At 63.5% G+C, this 14,629-nt stretch carries 11 protein-coding genes and 1 tRNA gene; 3 read left to right on the top strand and 9 right to left on the bottom strand.

Features of this window, described 5'->3' with window-relative positions; all coding sequences use genetic code 11:
* The first annotated feature begins 105 nt into the window (after positions 1 to 105).
* Together ubiG and HDC35_RS13750 are read left to right on the top strand one after the other, a co-directional pair.
* Positions 106 to 831, top strand: a complete 726-nt coding sequence (gene ubiG / locus HDC35_RS13755) for a bifunctional 2-polyprenyl-6-hydroxyphenol methylase/3-demethylubiquinol 3-O-methyltransferase UbiG (protein WP_184647732.1) — start codon at positions 106 to 108, stop codon at positions 829 to 831.
* Positions 819 to 1,421, top strand: a complete 603-nt coding sequence (locus tag HDC35_RS13750; protein WP_311770775.1) for a YdeI/OmpD-associated family protein — start codon at positions 819 to 821, stop codon at positions 1,419 to 1,421. Before ubiG ends, HDC35_RS13750 begins: the two co-directional genes overlap by 13 nt.
* 102 nt (positions 1,422 to 1,523) lie before the next feature.
* Here HDC35_RS13750 and HDC35_RS13745 read toward each other — a convergent pair whose 3' ends face one another.
* The 7 genes from HDC35_RS13745 to HDC35_RS13715 form a co-directional block, all read right to left on the bottom strand.
* Positions 1,524 to 2,195, bottom strand: coding sequence for a glutathione S-transferase family protein (locus HDC35_RS13745; RefSeq protein WP_058804199.1), 672 nt, complete (start codon positions 2,193 to 2,195; stop codon positions 1,524 to 1,526).
* Positions 2,196 to 2,272: 77 nt separating this feature from the next.
* A complete protein-coding gene (locus HDC35_RS13740) occupies positions 2,273 to 2,701 on the bottom strand; it encodes a hypothetical protein (protein WP_184647730.1) in 429 nt (142 codons plus the stop codon).
* Positions 2,702 to 2,813: 112 nt separating this feature from the next.
* Positions 2,814 to 7,346, bottom strand: coding sequence for a glutamate synthase large subunit (gene gltB / locus HDC35_RS13735; RefSeq protein ID WP_184647728.1), 4,533 nt, complete (start codon positions 7,344 to 7,346; stop codon positions 2,814 to 2,816).
* A gap of 19 nt (positions 7,347 to 7,365) precedes the next feature.
* On the bottom strand, positions 7,366 to 8,529 hold the full coding sequence (locus HDC35_RS13730; RefSeq protein ID WP_184647726.1) for a DUF2059 domain-containing protein: 1,164 nt from the start codon (positions 8,527 to 8,529) through the stop codon (positions 7,366 to 7,368).
* A gap of 20 nt (positions 8,530 to 8,549) precedes the next feature.
* Positions 8,550 to 9,992, bottom strand: coding sequence for an NAD(P)-dependent oxidoreductase (locus HDC35_RS13725; RefSeq protein WP_184647724.1), 1,443 nt, complete (start codon positions 9,990 to 9,992; stop codon positions 8,550 to 8,552).
* Between the two features lie 158 nt (positions 9,993 to 10,150).
* Positions 10,151 to 10,951 (bottom strand): undecaprenyl-diphosphate phosphatase, encoded by an 801-nt coding sequence (locus HDC35_RS13720; RefSeq protein WP_184647722.1) that lies wholly within the window; start codon positions 10,949 to 10,951, stop codon positions 10,151 to 10,153.
* The gene (locus HDC35_RS13715) at positions 10,951 to 11,889 is read right to left on the bottom strand and encodes a complex I NDUFA9 subunit family protein (RefSeq protein ID WP_184647720.1); all 939 of its coding nucleotides are present in this window, start codon (positions 11,887 to 11,889) and stop codon (positions 10,951 to 10,953) included. The genes HDC35_RS13720 and HDC35_RS13715 overlap by 1 nt, the downstream gene beginning before the upstream one ends.
* Positions 11,890 to 12,088: 199 nt before the next feature.
* On the opposite strand from HDC35_RS13715, the gene HDC35_RS13710 reads away from it, so the two are divergent.
* Positions 12,089 to 12,175, top strand: a tRNA-Leu gene (locus HDC35_RS13710).
* 335 nt (positions 12,176 to 12,510) lie between these two features.
* On the opposite strand, the gene dinD is transcribed toward HDC35_RS13710, so the two are convergent.
* Both dinD and HDC35_RS13700 read right to left on the bottom strand, forming a co-directional pair.
* Entirely contained in the window at positions 12,511 to 13,836 is a 1,326-nt protein-coding gene (dinD, locus tag HDC35_RS13705) for a DNA damage-inducible protein D (RefSeq protein WP_184647718.1), read from the bottom strand.
* Positions 13,833 to 14,264, bottom strand: a complete 432-nt coding sequence (locus tag HDC35_RS13700; RefSeq protein ID WP_184647716.1) for a transposase — start codon at positions 14,262 to 14,264, stop codon at positions 13,833 to 13,835. Before HDC35_RS13700 ends, dinD begins: the two co-directional genes overlap by 4 nt.
* Between the last annotated feature and the right edge of the window lie 365 nt (positions 14,265 to 14,629).

The raw sequence follows: 14,629 nt of genomic DNA, 5'->3' as shown, positions 1-14,629 counted from the left end.
GCGCTCGCGTCGTTACGGAAGGGGGAGGGCGATGGCAAGACCGGCATCGTATGCGCCGGATAGAATTTCTTGCATGGCGCGAGGCACGGTGCCACATCGCAGGGCATGAGTGCCGCCACGATCAACCCGCACGAAGCCGCCCATTTCGGCGCACTCGCCGCCGACTGGTGGGATCCGCACGGCTCGTCGGCGATGCTGCACAAGCTCAATCCGGTGCGGCTTGCCTATATCCGCGATCAGATCGACGCGCATTGGCAGGTCGACGCGCGCGAGCGCCATGCGCTTGCCGGTCGCAGCGCGCTTGATGTCGGCTGTGGCGCGGGGCTGCTCGCCGAACCGCTCGCGCGAATGGGCGCGAAGGTCACCGGCGTCGATGCAGCGCCCGAAAATATTGCTGCCGCTCGTGATCACGCGGCGGGGCAGGGGCTTGCGATCACCTATTTCGCGGGTGAACTGTCCGCGTTGCCGCCTGCGACTTTCGACCTCGTCACCTCGATGGAAGTGGTCGAGCATGTCGCCGATCCGGCCGCCTTCATCGGCGAACTCGCCGGCCGGCTCGCGCTCGGCGGGCTGATGATATTGTCGACACCCAACCGGACGATGCTGTCGAAGCTGCTGCTCGTCGAGGCGGCCGAGCGCTTTGGCGCGGTGCCGCGCGGGACGCACGACTGGGATCAGTTCCTGAAGCCCGAGGAGCTGACGAAGCTGCTCGAGGGAGCGGGGCTGGAGGTCATCGACCGCACTGGCCTGTCGCCATCGGCGGCCAAGGGCTTCAAGCTCGGCGGCAGCGAGGCGCTGAACTATCTGGTCGCTGCGCGGTGGCCGGCCTGACCCGCGATCCGCGCGTCGACGCCTATATCGCGAAGCGGCGGCCCTTCGCGCAGCCGATCCTGACCCATTTGCGCGAACTGGTGCATGAATATGCGCCGGGCGCCGAAGAAACGCTGAAATGGGGTGTCCCGCATTTCGTGCTGAACGGGCAAAATCTTGCTGGCATGGCGGCGTTCAAGGAACATGCGACCTTTGGCTTCTGGCGCGACGAGGAGGTGACAGGCTCGCCGCGCGACACCGGCGCGATGGGCAGCATGGGGCGGCTGGCCTCGCTCGCCGACCTGCCGTCGGACAAGCAGATGGCGGATTATATCGCGAAGGCTGCGGCGCTGTGCGCGGAAGGCAAGCCCAAGCGCGCGACACCGAAACCAAAGGCGGCGCTCGATCTGCCGGGCGATCTGGGCGCCGCGCTCAAGGCCAATCCCGCAGCGCAAGGCCATTGGGACGCCTTCTCGCCCGGCAAGCGCCGCGACTATATCGAATGGGTGCTCGAGGCGAAGCGCGAGGAAACGCGCGTCAAACGCATCGAAACGATCGTCGCGCAGGTTGCCGAGGGTAAGGATCGGAACTGGAAATATCGGAGTTGCTGAGTGCCAGTTGGTGCTCCCCGGCGAAAGCCGGAGTCCAGGTTGCGCGGCACTGCATCGTGTGGACCCCGGCTTTCGCCGGGGAGCACTTATTTCTCCGTCGCCTCAGAAATCCACATCCTCATAATATTTGGGCGGCGTCACGATTTCCATCCGTTCGGCCAGCAGCGGGCGGAAGCTGGGGCGCGATTTGAGGCCCGAATACCAGCCCTTGGTCTGCTCGTGCCCGGTCCAGTCGATCCCGCCCAGATAGTCGGCGACCGAGATATGCGCCGCGGCGGTCAGGTCGGCGAGGCTCATCGTCGCGCCGGCGAGCCAGGTGCGGTGGTCGATGAGATAGTCGACATAGTCGAGATGGTTGTTTGCCGCTTTCATCGCCTCACGCAGCGCGCCGCCGTCGGGCGGCTGGCGGTGGACGATGCGCTTCTGCATGCGTTCGAACAGCAGGGGGCCGGTGACTTCATAATAGAAGTCGTGATCGAACCACGATGTCAGCCGGCGGATTTCGGCGCGGTTCGCCGCGGTGCCGTTGATCATCGCCTTGCCTTCGACGGTTTCCTCGAAATATTCGGCGATGGCCATGCTGTCGATCAGAACCTGGCCGCGCGCCTGATCGACCATCACCGGGGTGCGCCCGGCCGGATTGAGGTCGATGAATTCGTCGCGGCGCTCCCACGGCGATTCGCGCACCAATTCGTAACCGACACCCTTTTCGCCCAACAGGAGGCGAACCTTGCGCGAGAAGGGACAGAGCGGGAATTGATAGAGTTGCCACATGCGTCTGGCATAGCGGCAGCGGGGCGCCGCGCGCAACGGCTATGGCGCGCGGAATGCAGCCGATTGTCGATTAGGCGTCAGCGGCGCGACTCCGCGCGCTCCCTTTCCCATTGCGCGGCAAGGTCGCGCGCCATGTCCTTGAGGACCGGAGCGTAAGCGGCGATCGCCGATGCCGCGTGGCCCGCCATGCGCGTGGTGGCGCGGACATCGTCGCCCATGCGCTCGGCATAATAGGGGTCGCTGCCGGTGACTTCGCCGAGCGTCGCGTCGGGCGGGATATAGGCGGCGTCGGAGTCCGGATCGATCTGTGCCACCGCCTTCGCGAGCGGGCCGACCTGCATCTGCATCAGCGCGCCGACCATCGCGGTGATCGTCTCGGCCATCCGTTCCTGCGCGACCGGATCGTTAAGCGTCGCGACCGCGCCCCGCATCTCGCTCGCGGATGCGGGCGCGGCAAGCGCGAACAGGGGGAGGGCAATCAAGGACAATTTTGCGGTCGAGCGCATGACTTCAGCCTTTCCGGATGCGGAAATCGATGCGGCTCCCTAGCGAAGCAACGCTTTCGCTGCGCTGAACGTGCGGCGACGATGCGACGAAACGCATCGCCGCCACGGCGGGTCATTCGGCCGCGACGACCTCGGCCTCTTCCTCGTTCAGCGAATGCGTCAGGCGGCTCAGCATTTCCTTCGGACATATCTGCCAGAAACGGCCGCGCCAGCGGTCCCAGTCGGCGAGCACTTCGGCCGACCATTTGCTGCCGGTCGCTTTGGCATGGTCTTCAATCAGGTCCCTGAGCACGGCTTCCCAATGGCTGCTCGCGAGCCGCTGCCACACGATCGATTCGCCGTTGGCGCGGCGCTCGAACAATTCGTCGGTGTCGAGCACGAACGCCATGCCGCCGGTCATGCCGGCGCCGAAGTTCGAGCCGACGGGACCGAGGATCACCGCGGTGCCGCCGGTCATATATTCGCAGCCGTTGGCGCCGCAGCCTTCGACGACGACATTCGCGCCCGAGTTGCGGACAGCGAAGCGCTCGCCCGCCTGACCCGCCGCGAGCAAGGTGCCCGCGGTCGCGCCGTAAAGGACGGTGTTGCCGACGATGCTGTTGTGCTGGCTGACGAGCGGGCTCGACACGGTGGGGCGCACGATAATGCGGCCACCCGACAGGCCCTTGCCGACATAGTCGTTGGCGTCGCCGAACACTTCGAGCGTGATGCCCTGGCACAGGAAGGCGCCGAGCGACTGGCCGGCGGTGCCGCGCAGGCGCACCTGCACATGGTTGTCGGAAAGGCCTTTCATGCCGAAGCGCGCGGTGACCTCGGCCGACAGGCGTGTGCCGACGGCGCGGTGCGTGTTGCGGACATTATAGGTGAGCTGCATCCGCTCGCCGCGCTCGAACAACGGCTTCGCGTCGTTCAAAATCTGCGCGTCGAGGCTATCGGGCACCGGGTTGCGGAAGCTCGGCCCCTGCGATCGGCGCTGATCGTCGGGGGCGTCGACCTTGGCGAGGATCGGATTGAGGTCGAGGTCGTCGAGATGTTCGGCGCCGCGGCTGACCTGACGCAGAAGCTCGGTGCGTCCGATCACCTCGTCGAGGCTGCGGTATCCGAGCTTGGCGAGGATTTCGCGCACTTCCTCGGCGATGAAGGTCATCAGGTTGATGACCTTCTCGGGCGAGCCCGTGAATTTCTGGCGCAGTTTTTCGTCCTGCGTGCACACGCCGACGGGGCAGGTGTTGCTGTGGCACTGGCGCACCATGATGCAGCCCATCGCGACGAGGCTCAACGTTCCGATGCCATATTCCTCGGCGCCGAGGATGGCGGCGATCACAATGTCGCGCCCGGTCTTGAGCCCGCCGTCGGTGCGCAGGCGGATGCGGTGGCGGAGGCCATTGAGGGTAAGGACCTGATTGACTTCGCTAAGCCCCATTTCCCACGGCGTGCCGGCATATTTGACGCTCGTCTGGGGCGAAGCGCCGGTGCCGCCGGTGTTGCCCGCGACGAGGATGACGTCGGCATGGGCCTTCGCGACCCCCGCCGCGACGGTGCCGATGCCTGCGGAACTCACGAGCTTGACGCAGACGCGCGCCTTCGGGTTGATCTGCTTGAGGTCGTAGATGAGCTGCGCCAGATCCTCGATCGAATAAATGTCGTGGTGCGGCGGCGGGCTGATCAGCGTCACCCCCGGCGTCGCATGGCGCAGCCGCGCGATGAACTCGGTGACCTTGAAGCCCGGAAGCTGGCCGCCCTCGCCGGGTTTGGCACCCTGTGCGACCTTGATCTCGATCTCGTCGCACGCGCCCAGATATTCGGCGGTGACGCCGAAGCGGCCCGATGCGATCTGCTTGATGTTGCTGTTGGCATTGTCGCCATTGGCATAGGGCTTGTAGCGTTCGCTCGCTTCGCCGCCTTCGCCCGACACCGCCTTGGCGCCGATGCGGTTCATCGCGATCGCCAGCGTTTCATGCGCTTCGGGAGAGAGCGCACCCAGCGACATGCCCGGCGTGACGAAGCGCTTGCGGATCTCGGTGATCGCCTCGACGCTGTCGAGCGGCACGCCTTGCGCGGGATAGTTGAACTCGACCAGGTCGCGCAGATACACCGGCGGCAGGTCGGCGACCCCGCGCGAGAATTGCAGATAGGTCGAATAGCTGTCGGTCGCGACCGCGGTCTGCAAAAGGTGCATCAGCTGCGCCGAATAGGCATGGGTTTCGCCCCCCGCGCGCTGGCGATAGAAACCGCCGATGGGCAGGGTGGTGACGCGCGCGTCGAACGCCGCCTCATGCTTCTCGGTCGCATTGATGAACAGCGACTGATAGCCCTCGCCCGAAATCTTGGCCGGCATGCCGGGGAAGAGGTCGTTGACGAGCGCACGGCTCAGCCCGACCGCCTCGAAATTATAGCCGCCGCGATAGGAGGAGATCACCGCGATCCCCATCTTGGCAAGGATCTTGAGCAGGCCATCGTCGATCGCCTTGCGGAAACGCTGGCGGCAATCGTCGAGCGACAGGTCGTTGCCGAACAATCCGCGCGCATGCCGATCGGCGATCGCGGCTTCGGAAAGATAGGCATGGACCGTCGTCGCGCCGACGCCGATCAGCACGGCAAAGGCGTGGGTGTCGAGCACCTCGGCCGACCGCACGTTGATCGAAGCGTAGCTGCGCAGTCCCTTGCGCACGAGATGCGTGTGGACCGCGGCGGCGGCGAGCACCATCGCCATGCCGACGCGGCCTTCGCCGATATTCTGGTCGGTGAGGAACAATTCGCTGCGTCCGGCGCGTACGGCCTCCTCGGCCTCGCGGCGGACACGCGCGATCGCATCGCGCAGCGTCGATGCATCGCCGCCGACGGGGAAGGTGCAGTCGATATCGGCGACCGCATCGCCGAAATAGGCGCGCAGCCGATCCCAGTCGTCGCCGACGAGCACAGGCGAATCGATCACGAGGACGTGGTCGCTCTGCCCCTTTTCGTCGAGGATATTGGCGAGGTTCGCGAAGCGCGTCTTGAGGCTCATCACATGCCGTTCGCGCAACGAGTCGATCGGCGGGTTGGTGACCTGGCTGAAATTCTGGCGGAAGAATTGCGCGACGTGGCGCGGCTTGTCGGAAATGACCGCGAGCGGCGTGTCGTCGCCCATCGACCCGATCGCTTCCTTCGCATCCTCGACCATCGGGGACAGGATCAACTCCATATCTTCCATGGTGAGGCCGGCGGCGACCTGGCGGCGGAGCAATTCGTTGCGGTCGAACGCCGGCAGGTTCGATTTGCCGCCCTTCGGCAGGTCGGCCATCGTGCGGAAGCCCTTGACGCGCGAGGCATAATCGGCTGCGCCCGCGATCTTGTCCTTGATCGCGCGGTCTTCGTAGAGCGTCCCGCCGTCGAGGTCGACCGCGATCATCTGGCCGGGGCCGAGACGGCCCTTCTTGCGCACGCTGGCCTCGGGCAGCAGCACCATGCCGCTTTCGGAGCCGACGACGAGCAGATTGTCGGCGGTCAGCGTGTAGCGCAGCGGACGCAGAGCGTTGCGGTCCATCCCCGCGACCGCCCAGCGGCCGTCGGTCATCGCGAGCGCGGCGGGGCCGTCCCACGGTTCCATCACGCTGGCGAGATAATTATACATCGCCTTGTGCGCCTGGGGCATATCGTCGTTCGTCACCCACGCTTCGGGGACGAGGATCAGCTTTGCCGTCGGCGCGTCGCGGCCGGCGCGGCACAGCGCCTCGAACACCGCGTCGAGCGCGGCGGTGTCGGACGCGCCCGCAGGGATCACCGGCTTGATGTCTTCCGAATGCTCGCCGAAGGCGAGGCTCGCCATCTTGATCTCGTGGCTCTTCATCCAATTCTTGTTGCCGCGGATCGTGTTGATCTCGCCATTGTGCGCGAGCGTCCGGAACGGCTGGGCAAGCCACCATTGCGGGAAGGTGTTCGTCGAATAGCGCTGGTGGAAAATCGCGACGCGGCTCTCGAACAGCTTGTTCGTAAGATCGGGGTAAAAGTCGGCCAGGCTTTCGGCGAGGAACAGTCCCTTGTAGATGATCGAGCGCGCCGACAGGCTGCAGATATAAAAGTCGGCGACCTGCGCCGCGATCACTTTCTTCTCGATGCGGCGGCGGACGAGGTAGAGCTGCTTTTCGAACTCGTCGATCGACTGTTCGTCGGGCATCGGCCCCGCGATCATGATCTGCTCGATCTCGGGCCGCGTGCGCTGCGCCTTGTCGCCGATCACCGACACATCGACCGGCACCTGGCGCCAACCATAGATGGTGAAGCCCGCCTCGATGATCTCCGCCTCGACGATCGTGCGGCATTCCTCCTGCGCGCCCAGATCGGTGCGCGGCAGGAAGACCATGCCGACGGCAAGGCGGTTCGGGCGCACCTTGTGCCCCGACGCCGCAATCGCATCGTCGAAGAAGCGGACGGGCAGGTCGACATGGATACCCGCCCCGTCTCCGGTCTTGCCGTCGGCGTCGACCGCGCCGCGGTGCCACACGGCACGCAGCGCCTCGATCGCCGCCTCGACGACGCGGCGCGACGGCTTGCCGTCGGTCGCCGCGACCATGCCGACGCCGCAGGCGTCGGACTCGAGGTCGGGGCGATACATGCCTTCGGCTGCGAGCCGCGCGTGATCGGGGGTGGGGTAGTGGGTCATCATCGTAGTTCCTGACGGAGTGTTAGTCGGGCAGCTTCTTGCGCGCATTCTCGGCCGCTTCTTCGGCTGCCTGATAGGCGGCGATCGACGCGTTCTCATAAGCGAGTTCGAGATCTTCGACGCGCTTCAGGTCGGCGGCCGACCAGTTGCTGCGGTCATAGGCGGGATCGGCCGAGTCGGCTGCGGCATCGGCGGCCGCTGCCGCAGCGTCCGCGGCGTCCGCCGCGGCATCGACGGCATAATCGTCGGCGGCCTCGGCCACGTCGGTCATCGCCTCCTCCTCGACGGGGCCGTTCCACATGTCGCGCTGTTCTTGCAGCACCTTCGCATCGACCTTCATCAACTTCGCGAGCTGGGCCAGTTCCTTGTCGCTGAAATCCGAAAGCTGTTTTTCCTTCGGCAGCTCCTTCATGTCCTTTTCGATCTGCGGCGCGCGGTCGACGAATTTGGTGATCAGCGGCGGAACCGCCTTGATGATCGACAGCATCACTTCGGGGTCGGCCTGCAGCGCCATCCATTCGTTGGCGTAGAGCGTGCCGGTTGGCGTCGCGAGAAAGCCGTTGAGATCGGTGAGCTGCGCTTCGGTGAACTTGCGCGCATATGCCTTGGCCAGCCCTTCGCGCATCGGCGGTTCCATATCGGCCAGCACTTCGCTGATCAGCGGCTTGACGACCTTGGTGATCTGTTCCTCGCGTTCCTTCCGGTACGGGTCGAACATGTCGGAAACCTTGGCCTTGGTCGCCTCGTCCAGCGTTGCGATCTGGTCGCTTTCGACGCCGGTCTTGATCGACAGCATCATGTCCGATTGGCCGCCGAACTCGCCCATCAGCGTCTTGAACATCTTGCCGTAGAGGTTGTCCATCATCCGCTCGAGGCTGCCGCTGGGCACTAATGCGCCCATCGCTTTCTGGGCGAGGGCAAGGCGCGCGGGATCGACCGGCGGCAGGTCGCCCGTATCGAACATCTTTTCGATCAGCGCGATGGCCTCGTCCATCTCGCGTTCCATCTTGGCCTTTTGCTGGGCGGCATAGGCTTCGCTGGCGCCGTCGGCCTGCGCTTCTTCGGCCGCCGGCGGGAGGATGACCTCGGCAATCGGCGCCTCGCCCGGCGCGGCATGCGCCTCGATGCCCAGCGGCGCCATCGCGATCGTTCCGGCGAGCAGGACCGATTTGAACGTCGACATCATGAATTTCCTTCCCCTGTTGGTCATGCTGCCTTCTTTTCGCCTTTCGCCTTCGCCTTCAACCACTTTGCCATCTGTTCGCTGACGTCGCGGCCGTCGCGGATTCCCCAGACGACGAGACTGGCGCCGCGGACGATGTCGCCCGCGGCGAAAACGCCGGGCAGGCTGGTCATCATCGTCTGGTGATCGACGCGCAGGGTCCCCCAGCGCGTGACCGACAGGTCGGGCGAGCCGAACAGCTGCGGCAGTTCCTCGGGATCGAAGCCGAGCGCCTTGATCACCATGTCGGCGGGAACGTCGAACTTGCGGCCGGGGTCGACCTCGGGACTCCGGCGGCCGCTCGCGTCGGGCGCGCCGAGGCGCATGCCGGCAACCGCGACCTCTTTCACATGCTTGTCGGCGGTGAAGCTCTCGGGCGCGGAGAGCCAGACGAACTCGACGCCTTCCTCTTCGGCGTTGGCGACCTCGCGCTGCGACCCCGGCATATTTTCGCGGTCGCGGCGATAGAGGCATTTCACCGACTTGGCACCCTGACGGACGGCGGTGCGAACGCAGTCCATCGCGGTGTCGCCGCCGCCGATCACGACGACATGCTTGCCCTTGGCGTCGAGGCGCCCGTCGTCGAACGCCGGAACCTCGTCGCCGAAGCTCTTGCGGTTCGATGCGATCAGATAGTCGAGCGCGGCGATCACGCCGTCGGCGCTATTGCCGGGGACCGCGATCTCGCGCGCCTTGTACACGCCGGTCGCGATCAGGATCGCGTCATGCTTCTGGCGCAGTTCGTCGAGCGTCGCGTCTTTGCCGACCGCGAAGCCGAGATGGAAATGGATGCCGCCTTGGGTCAGTCGCTCGATGCGGCGCATCACGACGTCCTTTTCCAGCTTGAAGCCGGGAATGCCATAGGTGAGGAGGCCGCCCGCGCGGTCGTGCCGGTCATAGACATGGACCTCATGCCCCTGGACGCGCAGATATTCGGCCGCGGTCAGCCCCGCCGGGCCCGCGCCGATCACGCCGACCGACTGGCCGGTGGCAGGGCCGGCGTGCAACGGCTCGACCCAGCCTTCGGCCCAGGCGGTGTCGGTGATATATTTCTCGACGCTGCCGATGGTCACCGCGCCATGACCCGAAAATTCGATCACGCAATTGCCTTCGCAAAGGCGATCCTGCGGGCAGATGCGACCGCAGATCTCGGGCATCGTCGAGGTCGCGTTGCTCAGTTCATAGGCCTCGCGCAGCCGCCCCTCGGCGGTGAGGCGCAGCCAGTCGGGAATATGGTTGTGGAGCGGGCAATGCACCGAGCAATAGGGCACGCCGCATTGCGAGCAGCGCGCCGCCTGTGCGTCGGCTTGCGGCGCCGCGTAGCGCTCGGCGATCTCGCGAAAATCGCGCGCGCGCTCTTCGGGCGAGCGCTTGTCCGGATAGGATTGGTCACGCTCCACAAATTGGAGCATGCGTTCGGAAGCCATGCAGTATCCCCTTCGTTACGCGGGGATTTGCATGGGAGCCGACGCCATGTCACGGGCGAATTGGCCAATAGGGCAATATTGCTAACCTAAATTGATGTCAAATTTTATCGAAAACAGGACTACGCAATTATCTTTCACCAATTGATGCCGTTTCGGACCTATCTCATGCCCAGCCAGATCAGGGCGGCGGTGCCCGCGATGATTCGATACCAAGCGAATGGGGCAAAGCCGTAGCGCGTCACGACGGCGAGGAAGGCCTTGATCACTGCCCAGGCGACAACGAACGAAACGAGCGAACCGACCGCGATCAGGCCGAGGTCGTTGGTGGTGATCGCGTCGCGATGCTTGAACAACTGGAGCGCGGTCGCGCCGGTCAGCGTGGGGAGCGCAAGGAAGAAACTGAATTCTGCGGCGGTCTTGCGATCGACCCCGAACGACATGGCGCCGAGAATGGTCGCGCCCGAGCGGCTGACCCCCGGGATCATCGCGATGCACTGGACAAGCCCGACGAGGATCGACTGGCGCGCCGAAACATTGGCGACGCCGCCGACGTCGACCGTCTTGGCAAAGCGTTCGACGAGCAGGATCGCAAAGCCCCCGATGACCAGCGCCCAGGCGACGACCACCGCATTTTCAAGGAGCAACTCGATATAATCGCCGAAAGCCAGGCCAAGGATAACGGCCGGGAAAAAGGCGAGCAGCAGGTTGCGGACGAAGGCGATCGCGACCGGATCGCGGCGGAAGAAGCCGGTGAACATGTCCCAGAACAGTTTCCGGTACAGCACGACGATCGCGAGGATCGCGCCGGGCTGGATCGCGATGTTGAAGATCGCCCAGCGCGCGGCGTCATAGCCGAGCAACTCGGTCGCAAGGATGAGGTGTCCCGTCGAGGAAACGGGCAAAAACTCGGTCAGGCCCTCGACGATGCCGAGGATGATTGCGGTGAGCCAGATGCTCATTATCGCGATGCAAGCGCGGCGAAACGGCCGTGACGGCGATATTGGACGAGCCAGCCGTCGGCGACCGAGGCGAGCGACGTCGGGGTGATGCCGAGATCGGCAAGGCCCGCCGCGCGGTCCGAGACCACATTGTCGTGCTGGAGCATCAGCCACTGATCCTTGGTGATCGGCGCGCCGGGCGCCCAGCCCAAGCCGCTCGCAAGCGCCGAAGCGACAAAATCGGGTACATCGACAAAGAGCGGCGAGCGGCCGGTGGCGTCGGCGATCCAGCGCAGAAGCTCGCTCATCGTGAGCACCTGCGGTCCACCGATCTCGAAGGTCTTACCGGCGGCATCGCCGGCGAGCGCGGCGATCACGGCATCGGCGGCATCGCCGACATAGGCTGGCTGGAATTTCGCCTTCGGCGCGATCACCGGGACGACCGGCGACAGGCGCATCAGCGTTGCGAAGCGGTTGATGAACTGGTCCTCGCGGCCGAACAGGATCGAGGGGCGAAGGATCGCGGCATCGGCAAAGGCGGCGCGCACCGCTGCCTCGCCGTCGCCCTTGCTGCGGCCATAGGCCGACGCGCTTTCAGGGTCGGCGCCGATGGCCGAGACATGGACGAGCGCGCCCACGCCGGCCATTTTCGCCGCGGCGGCGACATGGCCCGCGCCGTCGGCTTGCACCGCCTGCATGTCGGCGAACGCGCCGACGAGGTTGATGACGGCATCGCTGCCCTGCACCGCGCGCGCCACGCTCGCGGCATCGCGCACGTCGCATGCGACGAACTGCGTCTGACCGAGGCCGCCGAGCGGCTTCAGAAAGGTCGCGGCGCGCGGCTCGCGCTGGGCGACGCGAACGCGCGCGCCGCGTGCGAGCAGGCGTTGGACGACATAGCGGCCAAGGAAGCCGCCGCCGCCCAGCACCGTGATCAATTGCCCGTCGAGTTTCTGCATTGCGTCCGCCTGTATCGATTCTCTGGATGGCGCGGGGCGCGCCGACGGCCTTCCCCATGCCGCGAAGCGGGAAGGGGGGCAAGGGGTGAGGCGGCCCCGTGACGCAAAACCGGTGGCTTTGCGATAAAATGCACCTCGATCCGCGCGATGCGGTTGACAAGCCGATGGCCCCGCCGCTAAGCGCCCGCTCCTACCCCGTGCCCAGATGGCGGAATTGGTAGACGCACCAGCTTCAGGTGCTGGCGATCGCAAGGTCGTGGAGGTTCGAGTCCTCTTCTGGGCACCATTTTCTCCAAAAACCCTTTGTTTTCAGAGGGTTAGCGAGAGTGTCACCGAAATTTACCCAACACTTTTCGGCAGGTGGTCATATGGCCACGTTTTCGGTTCCTGACTGTGCATCCACAGGCCAATGAATTGCAAGGGAATTTGATTGCGATTTGCGCTTGCGGACGCCCCCATGCGTGCACGTTTGCTTGGCGTCGCCTATGTGAGACGCGGCGAGCAATTCCGGTCCGCGGTCCAATTTACCCAACATTTACCCAACAAATGTGTTGCGCTGAACGCGCCTGCGATGTTCCGCTTCCAGATCGGGCCTAATGCACCTGTTTGATCCCATCGGAATTACAGGCCTGGGGTAAAATATTCCATTACATAGGCCATTCCCTTGGGTGTGATTTTGAACCCGCCGCGAATGTCCTCAGCATATCCCTGATAAATCAGGTTGGTTTTCGCTGTCTTGTGGGACTTCAGGTTGCGAACCAGTTGGGAAAACTTCGAGTCCTTTCGGCTTGCATTGGCCGCCGTGTGTTCTTCCGACAGATTAACGTAATTCGGCATTTCGTTGATCAAATCCGTTGTGCTGATTTCGCCATTTGGGCGCACCGACATGATCAACAACGCATATTTCCAGAGATCGGCCCGAAGGTCGATTTCGACAGGCTGTGACACATCTGGCTTTGCGGGGAGCTGGGCGGCGCGTTCGATTGGCGTGGCGCCGCGAAGGCGCTGTTGCTTGCGTTCCTGCGCCGCGATCTTCTTTACGTCTTCCGCTACCGGCAAATCTTCGGGCAGGATGCCGCTCAATTCGCGCATGGTCTGGCGGACTTTCTGCCCGACCTCATAGTGAGCATCGCAGGCGGCTTCTTTGCCCTGGATTCCTTTGCTCCTTAGCTTTTCTTCGGTTTGTGTGATGCGGAACAGATTGGCCGCAAGCTCTGTGCTGCCCATGTGATCGAGGATTTGCGCCTTTTGTGGCAACTGCTTGTAAGAACGGATTTCGTCTACGCCACGACCACCGTAAAGGCCCTGATACCCCCTGTTGTGAAACTTACCAAAATCCCTGTTTTGCACGCCGGCGCTCATCGCCGCGCTGGCCAAAAGCTTGTTCTGCTCGACGACCTGATTGCGAAGGTAGAGACGCTTCTGATTTTCGGTGAGGGTGCCAAAATCGACATCGCCCTCGTCGGCAAGCTCTTGGCGCCGAGTCTGGATAGCAAAATAGTTTTGGGCAAAGCTAATCGGGCGCTTCCGCGGATCACCATTCTGGGCGATCAGGTAACAAGCGTAGCGATCTAGGTGGATGTTCTCGACTTCGCGCTTCCCGCCTTTTCCGATCTCGATCATATCGGTGACGTCAACGAAATGATCGTCGGGATTAAGCCGCATCTGGCGGCACGCTGCCTTTGCCTTTTCGACAATCGACAGGAAGTTTCGGTAATCTGCATATCCGAGCAGTGGCGCCAGCTCCCGCGCTGTCCAGAATTGATTGCCAGTTTCGGTTTCTTGAGCCGCGGCTTCGAACGCACTCAGCAAGGTGTCGATCGTGTCTTCTGGCAAATCAGATGCGACAAGCGCTGTCACCTCGTCAGGATCGGTTTGCGCAATTCGCGCAATAGCTTCTTCAAAGTCCAAGCCGAAGGAAACTGAGTCTTCCTTTTCCGTATTCATGCGATCGACTCCTTGTGGGTCAGGCGACGTTTGAACGAGTGTGTGCGGGCGGCATTGCGCAGGCGGTGGAGCATGAACCATGCAGTCTTTTGCGTGACGCCAAGGTCCTTGGCGAGCGACGTGCTCGTGATACCGTTCTTGTGCGAAGCGATGAGCCAGACCGCGACCATCCAAGCGTGAAGCGGGATTTTGCTGTCTTCAAAGATCGTGCCGACCTTGATGCTGAAACGCGTGCGGCAATCTCCGCACTTGTGGGTGCGCCGGTCGGAAAAATGATAGATTTTGATAGAGCCACAGCGGGGGCAGAATGCGCCGTTGCGCCAGCGGATCGTCGTAAAATAGTTGGTCGCAGCCTGCTCGTTAGGGAACGCCTCGACAATCTCACGCAGCGTTTCGAATTGCTTCATCTTTGGGGCGTCGTCCCTCATGCACTCTCATTGCAAGTAAATCAGATTGGGTCAAGCACGTATATAAGCCCCGCTATATGGGCGACCGATTTTACCCAACACTTACCCAACAAATATGTCCGGCTGGCATGAGATGCCGGGAGACGGCGTGAGACTGTAGAGCCGCGCAAACTGGTGCATTTTGTGGCGCCAGTGAGAAAACCTGAGATGCTGTGAAACTTGAACACGCAGTTTCTTCTGGGCACCATTTGTTCTTCCGGGGGCGTCCGAGAGCGTCCGAAAAACGGGAGATTTCAGCCATTTTTTGTGCTATAGCCGTCCGGTCAAATCCGGGCGGATACGGCACCAATCGGGAACAAATCAGGCACCCTGATAGGTATCGATTT

This window comes from Sphingopyxis sp. JAI128 (assembly GCF_014207235.1).
Taxonomy (GTDB): domain Bacteria; phylum Pseudomonadota; class Alphaproteobacteria; order Sphingomonadales; family Sphingomonadaceae; genus Sphingopyxis.
This window is presented reverse-complemented; position numbering and strand designations above follow the sequence as displayed.

What these genes read in the sequence shown, in the direction of transcription:
- ubiG (WP_184647732.1), top strand. Translation starts at nt 106, where the DNA reads ATGAGTGCCGCCACGATCAACCCGCACGAAGCCGCCCATTTCGGCGCA.
- HDC35_RS13745 (WP_058804199.1), bottom strand. Translation starts at nt 2,195, where the DNA reads ATGTGGCAACTCTATCAATTCCCGCTCTGTCCCTTCTCGCGCAAGGTT.
- HDC35_RS13740 (WP_184647730.1), bottom strand. Translation starts at nt 2,701, where the DNA reads ATGCGCTCGACCGCAAAATTGTCCTTGATTGCCCTCCCCCTGTTCGCG.
- gltB (WP_184647728.1), bottom strand. Translation starts at nt 7,346, where the DNA reads ATGATGACCCACTACCCCACCCCCGATCACGCGCGGCTCGCAGCCGAA.
- HDC35_RS13730 (WP_184647726.1), bottom strand. Translation starts at nt 8,529, where the DNA reads ATGATGTCGACGTTCAAATCGGTCCTGCTCGCCGGAACGATCGCGATG.
- HDC35_RS13725 (WP_184647724.1), bottom strand. Translation starts at nt 9,992, where the DNA reads ATGGCTTCCGAACGCATGCTCCAATTTGTGGAGCGTGACCAATCCTAT.
- HDC35_RS13720 (WP_184647722.1), bottom strand. Translation starts at nt 10,951, where the DNA reads ATGAGCATCTGGCTCACCGCAATCATCCTCGGCATCGTCGAGGGCCTG.
- HDC35_RS13715 (WP_184647720.1), bottom strand. Translation starts at nt 11,889, where the DNA reads ATGCAGAAACTCGACGGGCAATTGATCACGGTGCTGGGCGGCGGCGGC.
- dinD (WP_184647718.1), bottom strand. Translation starts at nt 13,836, where the DNA reads ATGAATACGGAAAAGGAAGACTCAGTTTCCTTCGGCTTGGACTTTGAA.
- HDC35_RS13700 (WP_184647716.1), bottom strand. Translation starts at nt 14,264, where the DNA reads ATGAGGGACGACGCCCCAAAGATGAAGCAATTCGAAACGCTGCGTGAG.